At 50.3% G+C, this 20536-nt stretch carries 20 protein-coding genes, 1 tRNA gene and 1 pseudogene; 16 read left to right on the top strand and 6 right to left on the bottom strand.

The window, feature by feature from the left end; genetic code table 11:
* Position 1 precedes the first annotated feature (1 nt).
* From QUF18_RS09590 to QUF18_RS20380, 5 genes are all read left to right on the top strand, one after another.
* A complete protein-coding gene (locus QUF18_RS09590; RefSeq protein WP_289386840.1) occupies positions 2-1744 on the top strand; it encodes an acyl-CoA dehydrogenase family protein in 1743 nt (580 codons plus the stop codon).
* A gap of 6 nt (positions 1745-1750) precedes the next feature.
* Positions 1751-2455: a helix-turn-helix transcriptional regulator gene (locus QUF18_RS09585; protein WP_289386839.1), complete on the top strand. Its 705-nt coding sequence runs from the start codon at positions 1751-1753 to the stop codon at positions 2453-2455.
* A 67-nt stretch (positions 2456-2522) separates the two neighbouring features.
* Positions 2523-2894 (top strand): VOC family protein, encoded by a 372-nt coding sequence (locus QUF18_RS09580; RefSeq protein ID WP_289386838.1) that lies wholly within the window; start codon positions 2523-2525, stop codon positions 2892-2894.
* The gene (locus tag QUF18_RS09575; RefSeq protein ID WP_353074507.1) at positions 2891-3181 is read left to right on the top strand and encodes an EVE domain-containing protein; all 291 of its coding nucleotides are present in this window, start codon (positions 2891-2893) and stop codon (positions 3179-3181) included. Before QUF18_RS09580 ends, QUF18_RS09575 begins: the two co-directional genes overlap by 4 nt.
* Positions 3178-3333, top strand: coding sequence for an EVE domain-containing protein (locus tag QUF18_RS20380; protein ID WP_353074506.1), 156 nt, complete (start codon positions 3178-3180; stop codon positions 3331-3333). The genes QUF18_RS09575 and QUF18_RS20380 overlap by 4 nt, the downstream gene beginning before the upstream one ends.
* On the opposite strand, the gene ruvX is transcribed toward QUF18_RS20380, so the two are convergent.
* Positions 3330-3815 (bottom strand): Holliday junction resolvase RuvX, encoded by a 486-nt coding sequence (gene ruvX / locus QUF18_RS09570; protein ID WP_289386837.1) that lies wholly within the window; start codon positions 3813-3815, stop codon positions 3330-3332. The genes QUF18_RS20380 and ruvX overlap by 4 nt on opposite strands.
* Before the next feature lie 102 nt (positions 3816-3917).
* Here ruvX and QUF18_RS09565 point away from each other — a divergent pair, with 102 nt between their 5' ends.
* The 6 genes from QUF18_RS09565 to QUF18_RS09540 all read left to right on the top strand — a co-directional run bounded on the left by QUF18_RS09565 (position 3918) and on the right by QUF18_RS09540 (position 8917).
* Positions 3918-4625 (top strand): metal-dependent hydrolase, encoded by a 708-nt coding sequence (locus QUF18_RS09565; protein ID WP_289386836.1) that lies wholly within the window; start codon positions 3918-3920, stop codon positions 4623-4625.
* A gap of 46 nt (positions 4626-4671) precedes the next feature.
* On the top strand, positions 4672-5085 hold the full coding sequence (locus QUF18_RS09560) for an HXXEE domain-containing protein (protein WP_289386835.1): 414 nt from the start codon (positions 4672-4674) through the stop codon (positions 5083-5085).
* 142 nt (positions 5086-5227) lie between these two features.
* Positions 5228-5515, top strand: a complete 288-nt coding sequence (gatC, locus tag QUF18_RS09555) for an Asp-tRNA(Asn)/Glu-tRNA(Gln) amidotransferase subunit GatC (protein WP_289386834.1) — start codon at positions 5228-5230, stop codon at positions 5513-5515.
* A 116-nt stretch (positions 5516-5631) separates the two neighbouring features.
* Complete coding sequence (gatA, locus tag QUF18_RS09550; protein ID WP_289386833.1) at positions 5632-7113, top strand: Asp-tRNA(Asn)/Glu-tRNA(Gln) amidotransferase subunit GatA; 1482 nt, start codon at positions 5632-5634, stop codon at positions 7111-7113.
* 6 nt (positions 7114-7119) lie between these two features.
* Positions 7120-7593, top strand: a complete 474-nt coding sequence (locus tag QUF18_RS09545) for a GNAT family N-acetyltransferase (protein WP_289386832.1) — start codon at positions 7120-7122, stop codon at positions 7591-7593.
* A 64-nt stretch (positions 7594-7657) separates the two neighbouring features.
* The gene (locus QUF18_RS09540) at positions 7658-8917 is read left to right on the top strand and encodes a Y-family DNA polymerase (RefSeq protein ID WP_289386831.1); all 1260 of its coding nucleotides are present in this window, start codon (positions 7658-7660) and stop codon (positions 8915-8917) included.
* A 142-nt stretch (positions 8918-9059) separates the two neighbouring features.
* Here the strand turns inward: QUF18_RS09540 and parE are convergent, their stop codons facing one another.
* Positions 9060-11249 carry a DNA topoisomerase IV subunit B gene (parE, locus tag QUF18_RS09535; RefSeq protein WP_289386830.1) on the bottom strand — a complete coding sequence of 730 codons (2190 nt, stop codon included), beginning with the start codon at positions 11247-11249 and terminating at the stop codon, positions 9060-9062.
* A 464-nt stretch (positions 11250-11713) separates the two neighbouring features.
* On the opposite strand from parE, the gene QUF18_RS09530 reads away from it, so the two are divergent.
* Positions 11714-12646 (top strand): DMT family transporter, encoded by a 933-nt coding sequence (locus tag QUF18_RS09530; RefSeq protein WP_289386829.1) that lies wholly within the window; start codon positions 11714-11716, stop codon positions 12644-12646.
* 67 nt (positions 12647-12713) lie between these two features.
* Here the strand turns inward: QUF18_RS09530 and lipB are convergent, their stop codons facing one another.
* Both lipB and QUF18_RS09520 read right to left on the bottom strand, forming a co-directional pair.
* On the bottom strand, positions 12714-13457 hold the full coding sequence (lipB, locus tag QUF18_RS09525; protein ID WP_289386828.1) for a lipoyl(octanoyl) transferase LipB: 744 nt from the start codon (positions 13455-13457) through the stop codon (positions 12714-12716).
* A gap of 76 nt (positions 13458-13533) precedes the next feature.
* On the bottom strand, positions 13534-14070 hold the full coding sequence (locus QUF18_RS09520) for a GNAT family N-acetyltransferase (RefSeq protein WP_289386827.1): 537 nt from the start codon (positions 14068-14070) through the stop codon (positions 13534-13536).
* Between the two features lie 316 nt (positions 14071-14386).
* Between QUF18_RS09520 and QUF18_RS09515 the strand changes: the two genes are divergently transcribed.
* Complete coding sequence (locus QUF18_RS09515) at positions 14387-15088, top strand: aspartate/glutamate racemase family protein (RefSeq protein WP_289386826.1); 702 nt, start codon at positions 14387-14389, stop codon at positions 15086-15088.
* Positions 15089-15119: 31 nt separating this feature from the next.
* Here the strand turns inward: QUF18_RS09515 and QUF18_RS09510 are convergent.
* Positions 15120-15759, bottom strand: a pseudogene (locus QUF18_RS09510) (IS3 family transposase); the annotation flags it as partial.
* Between the two features lie 244 nt (positions 15760-16003).
* Between QUF18_RS09510 and QUF18_RS09505 the strand changes: the two are divergent.
* Positions 16004-16080, top strand: a tRNA-Arg gene (locus QUF18_RS09505).
* 302 nt (positions 16081-16382) lie between these two features.
* On the opposite strand, the gene QUF18_RS09500 is transcribed toward QUF18_RS09505, so the two are convergent.
* Positions 16383-17672: an HdeD family acid-resistance protein gene (locus tag QUF18_RS09500; protein ID WP_289386825.1), complete on the bottom strand. Its 1290-nt coding sequence runs from the start codon at positions 17670-17672 to the stop codon at positions 16383-16385.
* 256 nt (positions 17673-17928) lie between these two features.
* On the opposite strand from QUF18_RS09500, the gene QUF18_RS09495 reads away from it, so the two are divergent.
* Positions 17929-19053 carry a vWA domain-containing protein gene (locus QUF18_RS09495; protein WP_289386824.1) on the top strand — a complete coding sequence of 375 codons (1125 nt, stop codon included), beginning with the start codon at positions 17929-17931 and terminating at the stop codon, positions 19051-19053.
* Positions 19054-19328: 275 nt separating this feature from the next.
* Positions 19329-20518 (top strand): IS3 family transposase gene (locus QUF18_RS09490; protein WP_289386482.1). Its coding sequence is split into 2 segments (ribosomal slippage): positions 19329-19581 and positions 19581-20518, totalling 1191 coding nucleotides; the frame shifts between segments, so codons are not numbered across the junction.
* Positions 20519-20536 lie beyond the last annotated feature (18 nt).

Genomic DNA, 20536 nt, shown 5'->3' with positions numbered 1-20536 from the left:
TATGTCGGTTAACACTCCTGTAGACGTTTCTGAAGTGACCAATCAGGTGCCGCAGCGTACCAATTATGCGCCGGATTCGTCTCCATATTCCGTGACTAAAAATCTGAACGGGCAGGCCGCACCACAATATAATGCCTATTTGAGCGATCCGCTGCTGTTGCAATGTGCAGCGCGCTTTCCTGAAACGCTGCAAAAAGAACTCGAACAGACCGGCCGTTTTGTGCTCTCGAGTGATGCGCAGGAAATGGCGCGTCTTGCCAATTCCGAAGTGCCGCGCCTGCAAACCCATGATCGTCTGGGCAATCGCATTGATCAGGTGGAATATCATCCGGCCTATCACGCTTTGATGCGCCGCTCGGTTGCACATGGTCTGCATTCTTCAATCTGGGAAAATAGCCCGCAACAGTCACCGGAATCGGGTCGCCGTCATCAGGCGCGCGCCACACGCTTTTATTTGACAGCGCAACTGGAATGCGGCCATCTCTGCCCGCTGACCATGACCAGCGCTTCGCTTGCCGTGCTCATGACCTCTCCGGCACTTTATGACGAGTGGTCACCGCGTATCCTTACCCGCAAATATGACGCATCCAATAAGCCTCCAGTTAAAAAAGCCGGTTTGACGATTGGCATGGGCATGACGGAAAAACAAGGCGGCACCGATGTTCGTGCCAATACCACCCGCGCCGATCATGCCGGTAATGGTGTTTACCGTCTCAATGGCCATAAATGGTTTATGTCTGCACCGATGTCCGATGCTTTCATGGTGCTGGCACAGGCCAATGGGCAGGTAGCTGGTGACAATCAATCCGGCCTGTCGTGCTTTCTGGTGCCGCGCCTGCTGTCTGATGGCAGCGGCAATGGTTTCCGCTTCCAGCGCCTGAAAGATAAACTCGGCAACCGTTCCAATGCCTCTTCCGAGGTGCAGTTTGAAAATGCACTCGGTCAGATGGTTGGTGAGCCGGGACAGGGTGTGAAAACCATTATTGATATGGTGACGTTGACCCGTCTGGATTGCGCAGTCGCATCAGCCGGTCTGATGCGAGCCGGTATGAGTGAGGCGGTTCATCATGCGCGTCACAGACAGACAGGCGGTGTACCGCTGATTAATCAGCCGCTGATGCAGCGTGTGCTGGCTGATATGTCGCTGGATGTTGCGGCTGCAACAGCTTTGTCACTGCGTCTTGCCCGTGCTTTTGATATGGCGGCCAATGATCGTATGGAAGCTGCCTTTGCTCGGGTTATGACGCCTGTGGTTAAGTATTGGGTGGCAAAGATCGCGCCGTCGCTGCTTTATGAGGCAATGGAATGTATCGGCGGCAATGGCTATGTCGAAGAAGGCCCGCTGGCACGACTTTACCGTGAGGCTCCGGTCAATGCGATCTGGGAGGGTTCCGGCAATGTGATGGCGCTGGATATCGTGCGTGTGTTGCACCGTGCGCCGCGCCTGTTTGACGATGTGCTGGAATGGATCGGCACACAGCTTGGTCGCCGTGGTCAGGGCACAGTTGCCGTGTTGCGTGCTGCGATGCAGGTGACAATGACTGACGAGGGTGCCGCGCGGATGCTCACAGAGCAAATGGCGCTGGCGGCCAGTGCGGCTTGCCTGAAAGAGCTTGGCGCAGATCATATTGCGGATGCCTTTATCGAGACCCGCCTTGGCGGGCAATGGCGCACAACCTATGGCATGATTGATGCCCGACATGATGCATTGGGTATTATCAATGCGCTTTATCCGCAGGAGTAAACCACGGTGTCGCGTTCGGAGCGTCTGCTGGAGCTTTTGCAAATTCTGCGCCGTCACCGGCATCCGGTCAGCGGGCAGGATTTGGCGGCAGAGTTAGGCATTAGCCTGCGTACACTCTATCGCGATATTGCCAGTTTACAGGCACAAGGCGCTGTGATCGAAGGCGAGGCCGGTATCGGCTATGTGTTGCGTGCCGGTTTTACCCTGCCGCCACTGATGTTCTCTCAGGAGGAGATCGAAGCTCTGGTGCTGGGCTCGCGTTGGGTGACAACACGCCATGATACACAAATGGCGCAGGCAGCGCGCAATGCACTGGCCAAGATTGCAGCCGTCTTACCAACAGCTTTACGCGATGACCTTGAGGCTTCTACGCTGCTTGTGGGGCCATCTTTGAATGCAGAGAAGCCTGTTCCGGTTGATCCTGATATCTTGGCGCAAATCCGGCTGGCAATCCGCCATCAATCCAGACTGGAACTGCATTATGCCGATGCTGACAGACAAACATCGCAACGCATTATCTGGCCTTTCGGGCTTGGTTTTTTCGATCAGGTGCAGGTTGTGCTTGGCTGGTGCGAGTTGCGGCAGGATTTCCGGCATTTTCGCACTGATCGTATTCAATCGCTGACAATTTTAGAGGGGCGCTATCCTCGCTCACGGCAAAACCTGCTGAAAGACTGGCGTAAATCGCAGAATATTACGCGCGATTTTTAAACACTGCTGACAGAAACTGACACATTGCCAGTTCATATTCTTTTGCATCAAGTAAAGGAGTTATAAGATGAACCATCCCGATAATCTGATGCTGTATGTAGCAAAACCAGAAGCAAGTGCCGCATTTTACACTGACCTGTTTGGTATTCAGCCGGTCGAGCAATCTCCGACCTTTGTGCTATTTGTTCTGCATTCCGGTTTGAAACTGGCACTCTGGTCAAAGCACACGGTTCAGCCTGCACCGGCGAATATTGGTGGCGGCTGTGAATTTTCCATGCGGGTAGAAACACGGGATGCGGTGAATGCCCTTTATGCGAAATGGCGCGATCTGAAGGCCGATATTCTGATGGCACCTGCGCAATTAGATTTCGGCTGGTCTTTTGTGATCGCTGATCTGGACGGTCATCGTCTGCGTGTCTATGCGCTGGATCCAGAATGACCGAGCGCGGGCGGAAATACTGGCTTGCAATTGCCAGCGCGGATCATGTGCAGCGCGGACGGGCAGAAGGCTATATGCAGGTTTGTCATGGCAAATCTGCACCTCTGCGTAGGGTAAAGCTGGGAGACGGTGTGGTCTATTACTCGCCTGCGCAAACCATGGGCGATAAAGACAAATTACGGTCTTTTACGGCGCAGGGTGTGATTTGTGGTGATGGTGTTTATCAGGTTGATATGGGGCAGGGTTTCTCCCCTATCGCCGCGATGTGCAATGGAGTGATACAATGATCATTCCTATTCGCCCTCTGTTAGACCAGTTAGAACTCACTCGAGGCAAATCAAATTGGGCTTATCCGTTTCGCTTCGGGTTGCTGGAAATTACTACGCATGATTACCATCTGATTGCACAAGCAATGGCTGGCAGCCAACAAGTGGATTAATCCTGCTCTTCGTCGCGGCGCAGCATGTGTAGTCGATCCAGCGCACCTTGTAAGATGAATGAGGCGGCGGCGGAATCAATCCGCTCCGCCCGTTTGGCGCGCGAAACATCCATGCCGATCAAAGCGCGTTCTGCCGCAACAGTTGAAAGACGCTCATCCCAATAGATAAACGGAATATCGGTGAGCTTTTCCATATTGCGCACAAAGGCTTTTGTAGCTTGCACGCGCGGGCCTTCAGAACCGTCCATATTGACCGGCAGGCCGATAACGGCCGCTGCAACTTTTTCTTTTTGCAACAGTTCCAGCAGTTCCTCTGCATCCAGCGTAAATTTGCGGCGTTTTAAAACAGGACGCGGATGCGCAAATGACATGCCAAGGTCGGAAACGGCAATCCCGATTGTTTTGGTGCCCAGATCAAGACCGGCGACAAGTTGCCCGTAGCTCAAGCTTGTTACAAGCTCTTCAATTGTTGATACAGCCATATCTCGTTTTTCCGATCCGGTAATGTCGTGTAGTATATTGCAAAGACAGCGCAGTGCGTCATAACTGTGCCTATACCAATATGCATCGGCAAAGGGAATATCATGAACATAACCTGGCTCGGCCATTCTGCTTTTCGCGTTGAAACCTCGCAGGCGACAATTCTGATTGACCCTTTTATCAGCCAGAGCCCGACCGGTTCCATGTTGGATTTTGCTGAAGTGACTAAAGGCGTGACACATATTGCGCTGACCCATGGTCACGGCGACCATGTTGGCGATACGATCCGTATTGCCAAAGAAACAGGTGCGACAGTGATCGCCAATGCTGATCTCTGTGACTGGCTGGCGCATCGCGGCGTGGAAAAAGTAGATCCGGGCAATACCGGCGGTACAGTCTTTCACAACGGTTTTTCAGTGACCTTTGTGAATGCGCTACATTCTTCGGCCACCCTGACAGAAGACGGTGTTTCCCATTCTCTTGGTAACCCGAATGGGCTGGTGTTCCATTTCGAGGATAAGCCGGTACTATATCATATGGGCGATACGGATATTTTCTCGGATATGGCGCTGATTAATGAACTGCATCAGCCGGATATTGCTTTGGTGCCGGTCGGTGATCGTTTTACAATGGGTGGGGCGGTGGCTGCACTGGCTTGCCAGCGTTACTTCCCGACGCTCAAAATCGCAATCCCGTGCCATTTCGGTACCTTCGGTTTGCTTGATGCGACCGCAGATAATTTTGTAAAAGGTATGGAAAAATGCGGTACAAAAGTTGCAGTGCTGGATGTTGGCGGCAGTTTTAAAGTTTAAAAACGACCTTATATAAAATAGATGTTTCCGACTAAGAGGCAGGTGTTTGAAGCAAACCAAATCATCATTACAAATCTTATGGGGCGTAGCTTTCATTGCATTTGCGCTTCATAATTTTGAAGAGTTATGGTGTGGGTTGCCGTATTGGAGTGCCCGACAATCTTCATCAACGTGGATGGCAGCGATTATGCCACCACAGCGCTTTGTGGTCAGTATTGCAATCTTAACTGTTTTGATAATGTTAATTGCGGTCGTCTCGATATGGTTGTCAGAAAAAAGCAGTATAATTATTCTGCGCATATTTGCATGGACTATGATGCTGAATGCTACAAGCCACGTGATTATCTCAGGACTGACACAAAGTCTCATGCCAGGGGTAGTGACAGCTGTTTGCATTCTGTTTCCTGTAATGGCATTGATTATTTTACAAATCAGACACCGCCAGAGCGGAAATCTATAGTTTTGGGTCTTGCAATAGACCTAAAATTTCAGACCAATATTGCACTTGAGCTGGTGCAGGGTTATAGCCGGAACAAGAGAAATTTCTTGCGGACTGCATTTATGCAGAAAAATCCGCATTTTCGCATTTATCGGAGAACGACATGTCCGTCGATTTAACTACAGTCAAGCGCGTTGCGCATCTTGCCCGTATTGCGGTCAGTGAAGAACAGGCCGAGAAAATGACTGGTGAACTCAATGTCATTCTGGGCTTTGTGCAATCGCTGGATGCAGTGAATGTTGACGGTGTGGAGCCGATGACTTCGGTTATCCCAACCGCTATGCGCCTGCGTGAAGATAAAGTGTCCGACGGCAATATTGCTTCGGAAATCGTTTCCAATGCGCCGATCAGTGAAGAAAACTTCTTCATGGTTCCAAAGGTTATCGAATAGTCTGCGCCACCCGTCCGATAGCTGTTTCCCGTTAATCAAGAGCTGTGTTGCTCCCGTTTGAAACGGTGATTTCCAATAGGAAACGGCAGATGAAAAGCCTGAACAGGATTTAAACAATGACTGATTTAACCGCACTCACCATTGCCGAGGCGCGTGACAAGCTGAAGGCCAAAGCCTTTACCGCGACTGAACTGGCCGATGCTTACCTCAATGCAATTGATGCTGCCAATGGTGCGCTCAATGCTTATGTCAGCATCACCCATGACAAAGCCCGCACAATGGCTAAAGCATCTGACGAGCGTCTGGCAAAAGGCGAGGCCGGTGCGCTGGAAGGTATTCCGCTCGGCGTGAAAGATTTGTTCGCCACCAAAGGCGATCATACACAGGCTTGCTCGCATATTCTCGATGGTTTCAAGCCTGAATATGAATCAACTGTCACTGCCAATCTCTGGGCAGACGGCGCGGTTATGCTCGGCAAGCTGAACATGGACGAGTTCGCGATGGGCTCTTCCAACGAAACCTCCTATTATGGTCCTGTTGTCAGCCCTTGGCGCGCTGAAGGCTCAGAGGATAAAATTGTACCGGGTGGCTCTTCCGGTGGTTCGGCTGCTGCCGTGGCTGCACGTTTGTGCGCAGGTGCAACAGCAACTGATACTGGCGGCTCGATCCGTCAGCCAGCGGCTTTCACCGGTACTGTCGGTATCAAGCCGACCTATGGTCGTGTTTCCCGCTGGGGTACAGTTGCTTTCGCATCTTCGCTCGATCAGGCAGGTCCGATTGCCCGCGATGTTCGTGATAGCGCAATTCTGCTGAAGTCGATGGCTTCTGTTGATCTGAAAGATACAACGTCTGTTGATCTGCCGGTTCCTGATTATGAAGCAGCGCTTGGCAAATCCGTTAAAGGCATGAAAATCGGTATTCCGCGTGAATATCGCATTGATGGTATGCCTGCCGAAATTGAAAAGCTCTGGGCGCAGGGCGTTCAGTGGCTGAAAGATGCCGGTGCGGAAGTTGTTGATATTTCTCTGCCGCATACAGATCAGGCGCTGGCTGTTTATTACATCGTTGCTCCTGCTGAAGCATCGTCGAACCTCGCGCGTTATGACGGCGTTCGCTATGGTCTGCGTGTGCCGGGCAAAGACATTGTTGAAATGTATGAAAACACCCGTGCAGAAGGTTTTGGTGCGGAAGTTAAACGCCGTATCATGATCGGCACCTATGTGCTTTCAGCCGGTTATTATGACGCCTATTATGTTAAGGCGCAGAAAATCCGCACATTGATCAAGAAAGACTTTGAAGATGTGTTTGCTGCAGGTGTGGATGCTATCCTGACGCCAGCAACACCATCGGCTGCTTTCAAGCTGGGCGATAAAGAGCTGGCTGCTGATCCGGTGAAAATGTATCTGAATGACATCTTTACCGTTACTGTGAATATGGCTGGTCTGCCAGGTATTTCTGTACCTGCCGGTCTGTCTGAAAATGGTTTGCCGCTCGGCCTGCAGCTGATTGGCCGCCCGTTTGAAGAAGAAGCACTGTTCCAGGCTGCCCATGTGATTGAGCAGGCCGCAGGCAGCTTCACAGCAAAACGCTGGTGGTAAAAACGCATGCAGCTCCGGCAGGCAACAAACGCTGATCTGGCGATTATTGCCCGCATCGGAGCTGATGCATGGTCTTCCCATATATTCAGCTTTGAAACCGAAGAGCCAGATCAGCGCAGACGCGCTGAACTGGCTTTTTTGCATTCAGTTCAGGATTACACAGATTGTATTCTTGTAGTCGAACAGGATGGTGTGATCTGCGGGTGGGGCGCACGCGATACCAATCAGAACTATATTTCGGATATCTGGATCGATCCCGCGCACCACGGGCAGGGTATAGGCACATTACTGGTCGACGGATTACTGGCTCAGATCGTTCTGCTTGGCTACAAAAGCGCGGAAATCAGCACTCATGCGCGCAATCTTCCTGCGATCAGGCTTTATGAGAAATGTGGTTTCCGGATTATTCGCCGTTATGAAGAGTGGTCTGACAGTCTGGCACGGGTTGTGGAAAAGGTAAAAATGCAGGCCGATTTGTAATATCAGCTTGCTAAATTTAATAAATGTTCCTATTTTGTTCTGTAATTAGTACGGAGCAAAAGCCATGCGTAAACCAGACCTGCCGGAACGGCTTTATCTCGATTTTGACAGTTTTTTCGCCAGTGCCGAGCAGCAGATGAATCCTGCTTTGCAGGGCCGGCCGGTTGGTGTTGTCCCTCATATCAGTGAATTTACCGGCCTTATCGCTGCCAGCAAAGAAGCTAAAAAACTAGGCTTGAAAACCGGCACATCCATACGCGAAGCGCGTGAGCGCTGCCCCGATATCGTAATTATTGAGGCGCGGCCGGATGAATATGTCAAACTGCATCATAAGATACTGGATATTATTGATACGGTTTTACCGATCGGTGACGTGCGCTCGATTGATGAGCTGGTTTGCCGGTTGCTGCCTTCAGAATCCCGTCAGGCCGAGGCTCTGGGACTGGCGATTAAAGCAGCATTGCGTGAAAAGCTCGGCTCTGCACTGACCTGCTCCATCGGCGTTGCACCCAATGAGTTGCTGGCGAAAATCGCTGCGGAAATCGACAAGCCGGACGGTTTGGTCATTGTGCGGCCTGAAGATATTCCACGCCGTTTCCTGAAACTGCAATTGCGTGATCTGCCCGGCATTGCCGCCGGTGTGGAGGCGCGTTTGCTGCGCTCTGGTATTACGACGGTTGAAGAGCTCTGGAGGATCAGCCCGAAACAAGGACGGGCAATTTGGGGAAGCGTTGAAGGTGAGCGTTTTATTGCCGGATTGCATGGCTATGCGGTTGAGAAGCAGGAAACGCAGCGCCGGATGTTCGGACATGGCCGCGTGCTGCCGCGGGATTGGCGCCAGCCGGATAAAATTCTGCAATGCGCGCGCCTGCTTTGTATGAGCGCCTCGCGGCGGTTGCGTAAAGAACGTTACCGTGCCGGTGCTCTGGTCTATGGCTGGCGGATAAAAGGACAGGAATCGATCTCTGTTGAGGGCGTCTTTCCGCCATCACGCGATGATCATTGTTTTCTCACCTGTCTGGGACAGTTGCATCGGCGGTTGCTGATGCATCCGGCATTTCGCGGCACTGATTTCAGACGGATCAAGAATGTGCATATTTATCTGCATCATCTGTCCGGCGAGGTTGTTGATAGTCACGACCTGTTTGATGAACCGCAACAAAAACAACGCCAGCAACGCTGGGAACAGGTATCAGACACGCTTGACCGCGTGCGCAAACAATTCGGTTCGGATGCTTTAAGTCTCGGCTCGTCCATCGCCCCCGGCTCTTATATCGGCGGCAAAATCGCTTTTGGCCGTATCCCTGATCTGGATGATTATTGAGCGCTGTTGAAATTTGCAAATGGTTCGGATGCCCATCATTCCGAGCATCCGGTTACCGAGACAGGGGCTAACTGGCTGATGTATTCTATACCCATGCATCAATTATAAAAAAAGCCGGTGATGTCACCGGCTTTTTTATGCATTAAATATCCAATTCCTGAACAAATTCAGCATTTTCCTGAATGAAACGGAAGCGGGCTTCCGGCTTGGTGCCCATCAGATCGTCTACGATATTTTTGGTAGAACCCTGCTCATCTTCAAAGAGCTCCACGCGCAGCAAAGTGCGTTTTTTCGGATCCATAGTGGTTTCTTTAAGCTGCTCTGCACGCATTTCACCAAGACCTTTAAAGCGTCCAAGCTCAACTTTGCCTTTGCCGGTAAAGACAGTGCGCATCAGCTCTTCTTTATGTGCATCGTCACGGGCATAGGCAACTTTACCACCTTGGCTGAGACGATACAGCGGTGGCACCGCAAGAAACAGGTGACCACCGGTAATAAGTTGCGGCATTTCCTGATAGAAGAAGGTGATCAGCAGCGAAGCAATATGCGCGCCGTCTACGTCAGCATCCGTCATCACGATAATGCGGTCATAACGCAGATCATCTTCACGATAGTTTTTACGCGTACCACAGCCGAGCGCCTGCACCAGATCACCGATCTGCTGGTTGGCCGTCAGCTTATCGCGTCCGGCACTCGCTACGTTAAGAATTTTACCACGTAGAGGCAAAATCGCCTGATTGGTACGGTTACGCGCTTGTTTGGCAGAACCGCCAGCTGAATCACCCTCAACGATGAATAATTCTGCACCGGCTGCGGAATTTTGCGAACAGTCAGCCAGCTTGCCTGGCAGGCGCAACTTACGGGTTGCGGTCTTGCGGGTGGTTTCTTTTTCCTGACGACGACGCAGACGTTCTTCAGCGCGATCGACCACCCAGTCAAGCAGCTTCGACGCTTCCTGCGGGGAGGCTGCAAGCCAATGGTCAAACGGATCGCGGATGGCGTTTTCAACAATACGCTGCGCTTCAACTGTCGCCAGCTTATCCTTGGTCTGGCCAACAAATTCCGGTTCACGGATGAACACCGACATCATACCGGCAGCGGAAATCATCACGTCATCCGTGGTGATGACTGAGGCGCGTTTATTATTGGTCAGTTCTGCATAAGCTTTCAGCCCACGTGTCAAAGCAAGACGCAGACCTGCTTCATGCGTACCGCCTTCACCAGTCGGAATGGTGTTACAATAGGAATGGACAAAACTATCGCCGCCATACCATGCAATCGCCCATTCAACGGCACCATGCCCGCCTTGTTTCTCAGTCTTACCGGAGAAAATCTCTCTGGTGACCATAAATTCTTTACCGAGCGAGGCCGAGAGAAAGTCTTTCAGACCACCCGGAAAGTGGAAAACAGCTTTGTCAGGAATGCCCTTCTTTGGATCAAGCAAGGACGGATCACAAGACCAGCGGATTTCAACACCGCCGAACAAATAGGCTTTTGACCGCGCCATACGATAAAGGCGCTCAGGGTCGAACTTGACATTCTTGCCGAAAATATCGGGATCGGGATGGAAACGCACGCGCGTTCCGCGGCGGTTATGTACTTCACCGAGTTCTTCCAGATCACCCAGCGGCAGACCGCGGGAAAAACGCAGACGATAGAGGCGGCGTGCACGGGCAACTTCAACTTCCAGCAGGTCGGACAGAGCATTGACCACCGAGACACCAACACCATGCAGACCGCCGGAGGTCTCATAGGCTTTGCCATCGAATTTACCACCGGCATGAAGCTTGGTCATAATCACTTCAAGCGTTGATTTGCCCGGTACCTGCGGATGAAGCTCGACCGGTATGCCGCGTCCATTATCGCTGACAGTCAGGAAACCTTCTGCATCAAGATGCACATCAATGAAATTGGCGTGTCCGGCAACGGCCTCATCCATCGCGTTGTCGATGACTTCGGCAAACAGATGGTGCAGTGCTTTTTCGTCAGTACCACCGATATACATACCCGGACGCAGGCGAACCGGTTCCAGCCCTTCAAGAACACGAATGGCGGAAGCGTTGTAGTCGCTGCCATCAGAGTTTGCCGGAGCAGAACGAAGTTCTGCGACAGGTGTTGAAGCAGCGGAACGAAGTTCTGCGGCAGGCGCTGAAGCCGTTGAACGAGGTTCAATAGCAGGTGCTACCGGAGCAGGCGTAGTGGTTTCCGGCATGCTCACAGGCACAGGAGAGGCGACGGTTTCAGCAATATCCGTTGGCACTTCAGGCTGAGACACCTGCCGCCCGCGTGCATTGTTGAGAATATTCGCAAAAAGATCGTCGCTATTATCCATGTGGAATGGCCGGCCTGTTCGTTCAAATAGATACGGAGCATTTTGCAACTGAATAAATATATTCAGCGTCGCATAAATGCGGGAAAACAACATTTCAGAGCGGTTACTTCAGTTCAGAGTTTTAAAACCGCACTGGAATTATGGAAAATCGAATCACCGTGATTTTGGCATGTTTCAATGAGTAAAGCGATAAAGGTTCGCTATACGTTCCTATTAAAATGCCGGTAATCCAGACTTGTCCGCAGATTTTATTTTGTTTGGACAATTCCACAGACATTGTCAAATCCCGCTTCAGTCTTTGGCTCATTGCTGTGGCCTTAAAGTGACGGCGCGGGACAATAAAACATGCGGCCGGAGAGAGTGGTTGCGTTAACGGGTAAGCCATGATGAGAACTTTGCACTTAAAGCAATGAAGCTGCTCGCAGCAGCTGATGTAAAAGCGGTTTGACCGCAGAGGAATGACAATGCAGAACCGGTTACAGCCGCATGTACGCGGAATGATTACCATGATCTGTGCCATGCTTATTGTGCCGCTGATGGATGCCACCGGCAAATGGCTGGCGATGGAAGAGAATATTCCTCCCGGTACAATCAGTTTTATGCGGTTCTTTGTGCAGGGCATTCTCAGTCTTGCAGCGATTATAATTTTCAGCCGCGGCTTGGGGCTGAAAACGCAGCATCTTTGGGGTAATCTGTTTCGCGGTTGTTTGCTGGCGCTTGGTAGCTTGTGCTTCTTTACAGCGGTCAAATATATGCCGCTGGCCGATGCACTGGCTGTGTTCTTCGTTGAACCGCTCATTCTGACGGTTCTCTCAATGATTTTCCTCAATGAGAAGGTGGGCTGGCGCCGCTTGAGTGCTGTGCTCGTCGGTCTGCTCGGCACAGTAATCGTTATTCAGCCAAGCTGGAGTGTCTTCGGCTGGCTCTCGGTTTTGCCGGCGATTTCTGCCTTCTTATTCGCTGTATATTTGGTATTGAACCGCAAGTTTGGTCTCAATGAACGCCCTGTGGTGATGCAGTTTTATGCTGGTATCGGCGGCAGTATTATGGGTATCGCGGTTATGATTTTCGGTCATGCGGCTGCTATTCCTGATCTGCAGTTTTCATTGCCGCACACGATGTTTCCGTGGTTCATGCTGATTATGATCGGCGTGTTTGCGGCCAGCGGTCATTTGCTGGTGGTGCGGGCATTCCAGCTGGCACCCGCATCTATTCTGGCGCCATTCCAATATGTTGAAATTATTATGGCGGTAACAGTCGGCCTGCTGTTTTTTGGCGACTTCCCGAGCTTGTCGAAATGGTTTGGTATTGCGATTATTATAGGTTCCGGAATTTACGTCTTTATCCGTGAGCGCAAACGTAGCGCTGAAGCGGAGAAGGCAGTACTCTCCGCATAAAGAATAAATAAAGGCGGCTTCAGAGCCGCCTTTATCTTATAAAACATTGTTTTATTATGTTTTTCTATTATTTCACATTACCAAAAATATCATGGAAACTTTGCTTCAATGCCACATCCAGATCGTCCATTGTAACTGGCAGGCCAAGATCAACCAGACTGGTCACGCCATATTCGGCAATGCCGCACGGAACAATGCCGCTAAAGTTTTCAAGCTGTGGTTCCACATTGAGGGCAATGCCGTGAAAGCTGACCCATCGACGCATCCGAATGCCGATTGCCGCGATCTTATCTTCAGCCATTGAACCATTTGCAAGACGCGGTTTTTCCGGTCGTGCGACCCAGACACCAACACGATCTTCGCGCCGCTCACCTTTGACATTGAAACTATCGAGGGTGGAAATAATCCATTGTTCCAGCGCGGCGACAAAAGCGCGAATATCTTCACGGCGACGCTTGAGATCAAGCATCACATAAGCCACGCGCTGCCCGGGGCCATGATAGGTAAATTCACCGCCGCGTCCGGTTTTGTAAACCGGAAAACGATCCGGCGTCAGCAGGTCTTCATCGCGCGCACTGGTGCCAGCGGTATAAAGCGGCGGGTGTTCCACCAGCCACACCAGCTCATTGGCCGCACCATCGCGAATGGCGGCAACACGCGCTTCCATAAAGGCTTCCGCATCCGGATAGGATGTCAGTCCGTCAGCAGTCAGCCAGTCAACCGGCGGGGAGCCATCAGCGCTAAGAAACTGAGCGGATAAATCATTGCGATTAGTCGTTGGGCGACTCTGTGCAGGGGCGTTTTCTGTCATGATGGCAATCAGGTAGAGATTGCTGTCAATAAAATCCAGATGGCAAATTGACCGCTCTGCTATGTAAGCCCGATTATCAACTGGCTAAGGCGCGAAGGCTCTCTGCCGTTTTGATATCACTGCGCAACATGCCAAAGATTGCCGTGTCCCAGCGTTCATTGCCGACCTGCAGGCAGGAGCGGCGGATACCCTCAAGCTGGAAGCCTAGTTTGCGATAAGCTTGAATCGCTACGCGATTGAACGTGAAAACATTCAGCTCTAGACGGGAGAATTCCTGCTGATCGAAAAGACGCTCGATGATTTGTTGCAGAAACGGCTGGGTGAGGCGCTGGCCGCGATAGCTCGGATTAACTGCAACGCGTCCCAGACGGGCGACACCGTGTTGCCAGTCAAGAACGAGCTGTGCATGAGCAACCAGTTCCTGATTGTAAAAGGCGCTGAACATCAGACGCTGCGGTTTGTTACCTTCAGTCTCGCTGTGCATCTGCTGAATTTGTGGCTCACAAAGGGGATATTTCAAAAGGGGGCCGCCCCATTGAATGAGTTCAGCCTCGCTGGCAAACCAGTTGCACAAATGCGCGGCATCATCTTGGTGAAATGGACGGATATCCATATCTGCTCCCCGTAGAGACTGAAATTAAAGGTAAGCTAGTCTATAGCAGAAGATGAGGGAACTGGAAAAGTTGCCAGAAATTAACCATGTTTAAAAATGCGTGATTATAGAAAATTTTGTACATATTTAAAAATTTATAGGGAGCTACACCCGCGCTGAGTGATTGAAATTCCTTCGTTATTTGTGTGCGTATTTTCCTGTCGAACCGGAATCAATATCAATACAACTTATTTTGAGATTAGATCATCACCGTGTATGCCTGATATTTCAATCCGGCTGTGTGTTTGATAAGAACTGACCAAACAGGAGATACAGGGTGGTACAGAAGCTTATTGGCCTCATCGGAGGCATGAGTTGGGAAAGTTCAGCTGAATATTATCGCATCATCAACGAGCTTGTTCGGAACAGGCTTGGTGGTTTGCATTCAGCAAAATGTCTGATGTGGTCTTTTGACTTTGCAGAGATTGAGGCGCTTCAACACGCTGGGCGCTGGGATGATGCAACCATTGAGATGATTAAGGCTGCGCAAAGTCTGGAGCGTGGTGGCGCTGATTTTCTGCTCATTTGCACCAATACGATGCATCGTATGGCTGATGAAGTGCAGGCAGCAATCAACATTCCGCTTATTCATATCGCTGATCCGACAGCAGAGCGCATAAAAGCCGCAAGCTTCAAAAAAATTGGTCTTCTGGGGACTGCTTTCACGATGGAGCAGGATTTCTACAAGGGAAGGCTGATTAATAAACACGGTCTTGAGGTTCTGGTGCCAAATGACGACGACCGCAAAACAGTGCATCGGATAATCTATGATGAACTGGTGCAGGGCGAGGTCAAAGAAACGTCACGACAAATGTATCGCGATGTAATCGCACGTATTGTGGAGCAGGGCGCTGAGGCGATTATTCTTGGCTGTACGGAAATTATGTTGCTGGTACGCGCTGAAGATAGTTCGGTGCCGATCTATGATACCACGGCTATCCATGCAGAAGCTGCGGTAGAACTGGCCATCACAGCTTAATGAGACAGGGGCTGATTGGAGTTGCCCTGAATTAGTGGAGAGCCTCCGCGTTTAGGTTGCGGTTTTCGCATTCGAATTGGATTAGTGATTTATAGCCGAGAGCCGAATGTCTACACACCGGATTATAGAGGCCGTCAATATATTCGCCAATAGCCTTTACGGCTCTGGAAAATAGAGCGCCATGTCAGCACCGATTTAATAGTTTTAAATATGGTGATGAGTTCACGATAATCGTAAGTAGCATACTAGCTTCCTCTGTCAGAATGTTGAGTGAGGCTAGGCTTAGGCTGGCGAGTTGCAATGGCTTTTGCATGTACTGATCGCCAGATCTTGTTTCATCCGGTCACGTGCTTCCCAGCCGATAATACGGCGTGAATAAAGGTCAATAACAATGGCCAGATAAAGCCAGCCTTCTGTCGCCCATATATAACTGATATCAACGCCCCATTTCTGATCAGGTGTTTCGCAAGAAAAATTCGGATCCAGAAGGTCGGATGCTATAGGTTCACGGTGATTGCTGTCAGTCGTGCGCTTGAACCGCGTCTTTTTTGCTTTTAGGCCATTCTCTTGGCACTTAGTCGGGCTATTCTATGCCGTCCGGCCATGATCCCTTCTTCACATAATTCAACATGCATACGTGGACTACCATAGGTTTCGTGCGACAAGGCAAAGTGATTGTAACTCCACGCTCTCTGATCAGTTTAACTACCTCAAGCTTATATTCACGACTGAATATTCTTCACTGCATTCATATTCTCCGGTTTCAAGAGAAGCATCTTAACTCGATGGCCATGAAACCGGCAGCAGACCACACAGCAGATTATTCACATAAACTGCAATCAATTCTACCATACCCCATTGATACGTAAGAGTGGTTGCGTTAGAACGGCTTTGCTTTATATCAAAAGCGACTGCGCACCCGTAGCTCAGCTGGATAGAGTGCTGCCCTCCGAAGGCAGAGGTCACAGGTTCGAATCCTGTCGGGTGCGCCATAAAATAAAATTTTAAGTAGATTTATAATAATAATACTTCTGCAAATGTATGCGAAAGCAGGGTTTGCATGTTAAAGTGTCTGCATTTCATCGCAATTATTAGCACTGCAGCTTATTCATATTAAGAGTGAATTATACACGTCTTTTTTCTGAAATATTATTGGAAATGTCTGCATTGCCATAAATGAGCGAATTCATTGGCGATATGGCTGTAGCGATATTTGTAAAACTGATCCGCAATATCAAAGACTAATCACAAAATTTTCCGGTATGATAATCACGAGTGACCATACATAAGATGTTCATTCCGAACGTGTCTTTAGAAATTCCTTGGGCACCCAGAAACCAGGCTTAGGATCAACAATCGCGCTTAATGCGCGGGCATAATCCAGCACTAATCCCGGTGTCCATGCCATAGATTCAGCGCGCTTTCGGATCAGGCTGGCAGCCCAAAGTTCAGGATAGATAATTGCCCGAATTGCTGAGAATACCGGCCAGCGCTTGTGGCGATAGACACCTTCTAATGCGGCATCAAGAGCATCGGCCACAACGCTGGAGCAGTTACGATTGGTCAGATTGTAGGTGTTATCCGCTTTATACGTGCTCCAGAAAGCACGCAGCTTATCTTCATCAATGTTTTTAATAATGACCTGCACGGTGGATTCACACCAGCCATCTGCTTCAGATCTGTAATCTGGCAAATATCGGCCTTCGATATTATTATCCGCAGTCGCACGCAAAGTACGGCTGAATTCATTTGGTGAGCGATCAATTTCAACTGCCGGATAGTGACTGATATACAAATCAGGTTGCAATTCTAATGCGGCATGACCTGTTGAGATGACTCCATCCGCATCAACAGCAGCAATATAGCGGCTGATGGCACGCTGTCGTAGCGGTGTCATCGCTGTGCCGGTTGGCGTCCACACGTGTACAATCAGCTCTCCGCGTTTTGTTGTTGCTTGGGGCTGGTGGTGATGCGTGGTTATAGCTGAGAGCAGGCTGCTTCGTCCGAACAGGCGGGACAGGGGAGCACCAGCCTCCAGACTGTGAATGCGCCATGCAACATGAATAATGCCAAGACTGGACAGGATCAGCACAGCACCAACATTGGCACCGACAGTACCTTCATACCATGTCGGCCAAGGCTGCAGGGTGGCAATGGCCAGTATAAGTTCGAAAATGCCGCCGGCAATGCCAAGTTTCCAGCGCGGAAAGCGCACAACCCAGGCGCTGGCAATACGCATCGTGCCGTCAATGAGAAAACAAAGACCGAAAACAAGAGCGAGCAGAAAGTTTGTAGCGGCGCTAGATGTGAAAATCAGGACGGAAACTGCTAATAATGCAATTCCTTGCACAATACGCATCTGTTTGGCCGTACCATCACTCCCTGCTGCGGCAAGCAGACTGATTGCTGCTTCGGGTAGCAGAAAATATGCAAATGTATGCGGATGTAGGTATGTGTCGCCATCCAATGCGTCAATAAAGACCCCTAAACCGAGCAGGAACCAGCAAACGCCGATAATAAACAGGGTTTTCCAATGTCTCAGGATGATTTCCCGACCCAGAAAAAGAAACAGGATTCGTATCATGCAGGGGTCTCAATTGATTTGATTTTATCTGGTTTTATTATGAGAAGGAATTGATATATTATTTTAAAATAATTGCTACGATATTTATAATTGTCCAAACAGATCATTATATCGAAAAAATAGTCTGCCCGCGGTGTGGTGTCTTATCTATATAGGTCATTTATTTGCTGTAAAACATAATCTTGTCTTAGCAGTCTCCCAATTATGCCGCATTCCGCCGCGAAGCATAGGTAATCATTTTACTATGGGGATACAAATGCTTCGTTCTTTACGCTTTTTCGAAAAAACGCTTGTTACTTCACTTGTCGTGGCAGCCTGTGCCTCACCAGTTCTTGCTGCAAATAATGAGAAAACTCAGCGTATAGAAGTGGCCTTTGTGCTTGATACCACAGGTTCAATGGCCGGATTGATTGACGGTGCAAAAAAGAAAATCTGGTCGATTGCCAATACAATTATCGATGTGAATCCTGATGCTGATATCCGCATGGCCTTGGTGGCTTATCGTGATCGCGGGGATGAATATGTCATTAAATCCTATGATATGAGCGCTGACGTGCAGGGGCTCTATGGCAAGTTGATCAAGCTGGAAGCAGATGGCGGTGGCGACACGCCGGAATCAGTCAATGAAGCGCTGGATGAATCCGTGCGTAAACTTAAATGGACAAAGAACGATAATACTAAGCGGATCGTCTTCCTTGTCGGTGATGCGCCGCCACATATGGATTATCCGAATACATGGCAATATCCGCAAATTCTGAAACGTGCTAAGGAGGATAAAATCACCGTCAATACGATTCAGGCTGGTGATGATCCGGATACAACGAAAGTCTGGCGCGAAATCGCACAGCTTGCTCATGGGCGCTACATGGCGATCCCGCAGGATGGCGGGACTATAACTGTGATTGAAACGCCTTTTGATAATGAAATTATCACCGTACAGCAGGATATTGATAAGACAGTCGTTGCCTATGGCAATCATGCCGTGCAGGCGGAATTGATGAGTAAAATGGATGCAAAAGCTGCCGCTCCTGCATCAGTAAAAGTTGATAATTCACGCTATTATTCGAAAAAAAGTGGCGCGAAAGAGGTTGTAACCGGTGGTGGCGATCTTGTTGCTGATGTAAAAAACGGCAAGCAGAAACTGGATGCCGTGAAGGACGAGGAATTGCCGGACAATATGCGCGGTAAATCCGGACAGGAAAAGCAGGACATTCTGGATAAGAATGCGCAAGAACGAACAAAGCTTGAAGAAAAAATGGCTGAGCTTGTCACTCAGCGCGACGCATTCATCTCTAAAAAGCAAGCTGAAAATAGTGATGACAAAGACACAGATTCATTCGATGCTGTCGTGAAGGAAACACTTGTTGAACAGCTGAAGTGATCTGTCGCAATCAAACGCACTATTATTTCAACGTCAGGCATCAGGTGCTATCCACACTCGCATTGATCCGAGGGAAGATATTGCCGTGCCTGCGTTGATTGCATCATTTTCAGCTAGCCAAAACACAATAGGCAAACTACGAAAATTTGGTGCAATACCCTCAGCAATACCTAACTCAAAAACAGAACCATCAGTTGAAAACCAGTTAGATATGACCTGCCACTGAGAATTTCCTCCAGAATGGATTAGAGTCCGGCCCGATAAAGGACGGACGAATGAAGAAGCAGCGATTTACGGAAGAGCAGATTATTGCGGTGCTGAAGGAGCAGGAGGCAGGCATGAAGGTGGCCGACCTGTGCCGCAAGTATGGGATTTCGGACGCAACATTTTATAACTGGAAAGCCAAATACGGCGGTATGGAGGTGTCCGAGGCGAAGCGCCTGAAGGCACTCGAAGAAGAGAACGCCAAGCTTAAGAAGCTGTTGGCCGAGCAGATGCTCGATGCCGCCGCACTCCGCGAGCTTCTCGCAAAAAAATGGTAGGGCCTGCCGCCAAGCGTGACGCCGTTGCACATCTGAAGGACATAATGGGTCTTTCGGAGCGGCGGGCCTGCCAGATTGTTTCGGCTGATCGCAAGATGATCCGCTATCGGTCCTGCCGACCGCCGGAGGTCGAATTGCGAGCAAAGTTGCGCGATCTCGCCAACGAGCGACGGCGCTTCGGCTACCGACGGCTGTTCGTCCTGCTCAGGCGGGACGGAGAGCCATCCGGCGTCAACCGCATCTATCGGCTGTATCGCGAGGAAGGGCTTTCGGTTCGCAAGCGGAAGGCTCGACGAAGGGCCGTCGGCACGCGTGCGCCGATCCTGGTCGAGGCGAAAGCAAATGCCCGTTGGTCTCTCGATTTCGTGCACGACCAGTTTGCATGCGGGAGACGGTTCCGGATCCTCAATATCGTTGATGATGTGACACGGGAATGCCTGGCAGCAATCCCGGACACCTCAATCTCCGGCCGCCGTGTCGCCCGAGAACTGACGACGCTGATCGAACGACGCGGCAAGCCCGGAATGATTGTCTCCGATAACGGCACGGAACTCACCTCGAATGCCATCCTGGCCTGGTCGAAGGATCACAAGGTTGAGTGGCACTATATCGCGCCAGGAAAGCCTATGCAGAACGGCTATGTTGAATCCTTCAACGGTCGGATGCGCGACGAATTGCTCAACGAAAGCCTGTTCTTTGGCCTCGATCACGCCCGCAGCGCCATCGCCCAATGGGCCGACGATTACAACAATTTCCGGCCACACTCGTCGCTGGGATACCAAACCCCGGCAGACTATGCTGGATCCATCGCCGCAACCGGCTCCAACGCTGCGCAAGATGAAAGCTTGGCGTTTCCGCCGGTTGCTACCAACACGCCAATTGGCGTAGTCAAAACCGCCGAGGCTCTAATCGCCGTTGGATGAAAGTTCAGTGGCAGGTCA

It is taken from the genome of Pseudochrobactrum kiredjianiae, from assembly GCF_030362795.1.
Taxonomy (GTDB): domain Bacteria; phylum Pseudomonadota; class Alphaproteobacteria; order Rhizobiales; family Rhizobiaceae; genus Pseudochrobactrum; species Pseudochrobactrum kiredjianiae.
The sequence above is the reverse complement of the archived record's forward strand: the minus strand, read 5'-3'. Positions and strand labels throughout refer to the sequence as shown.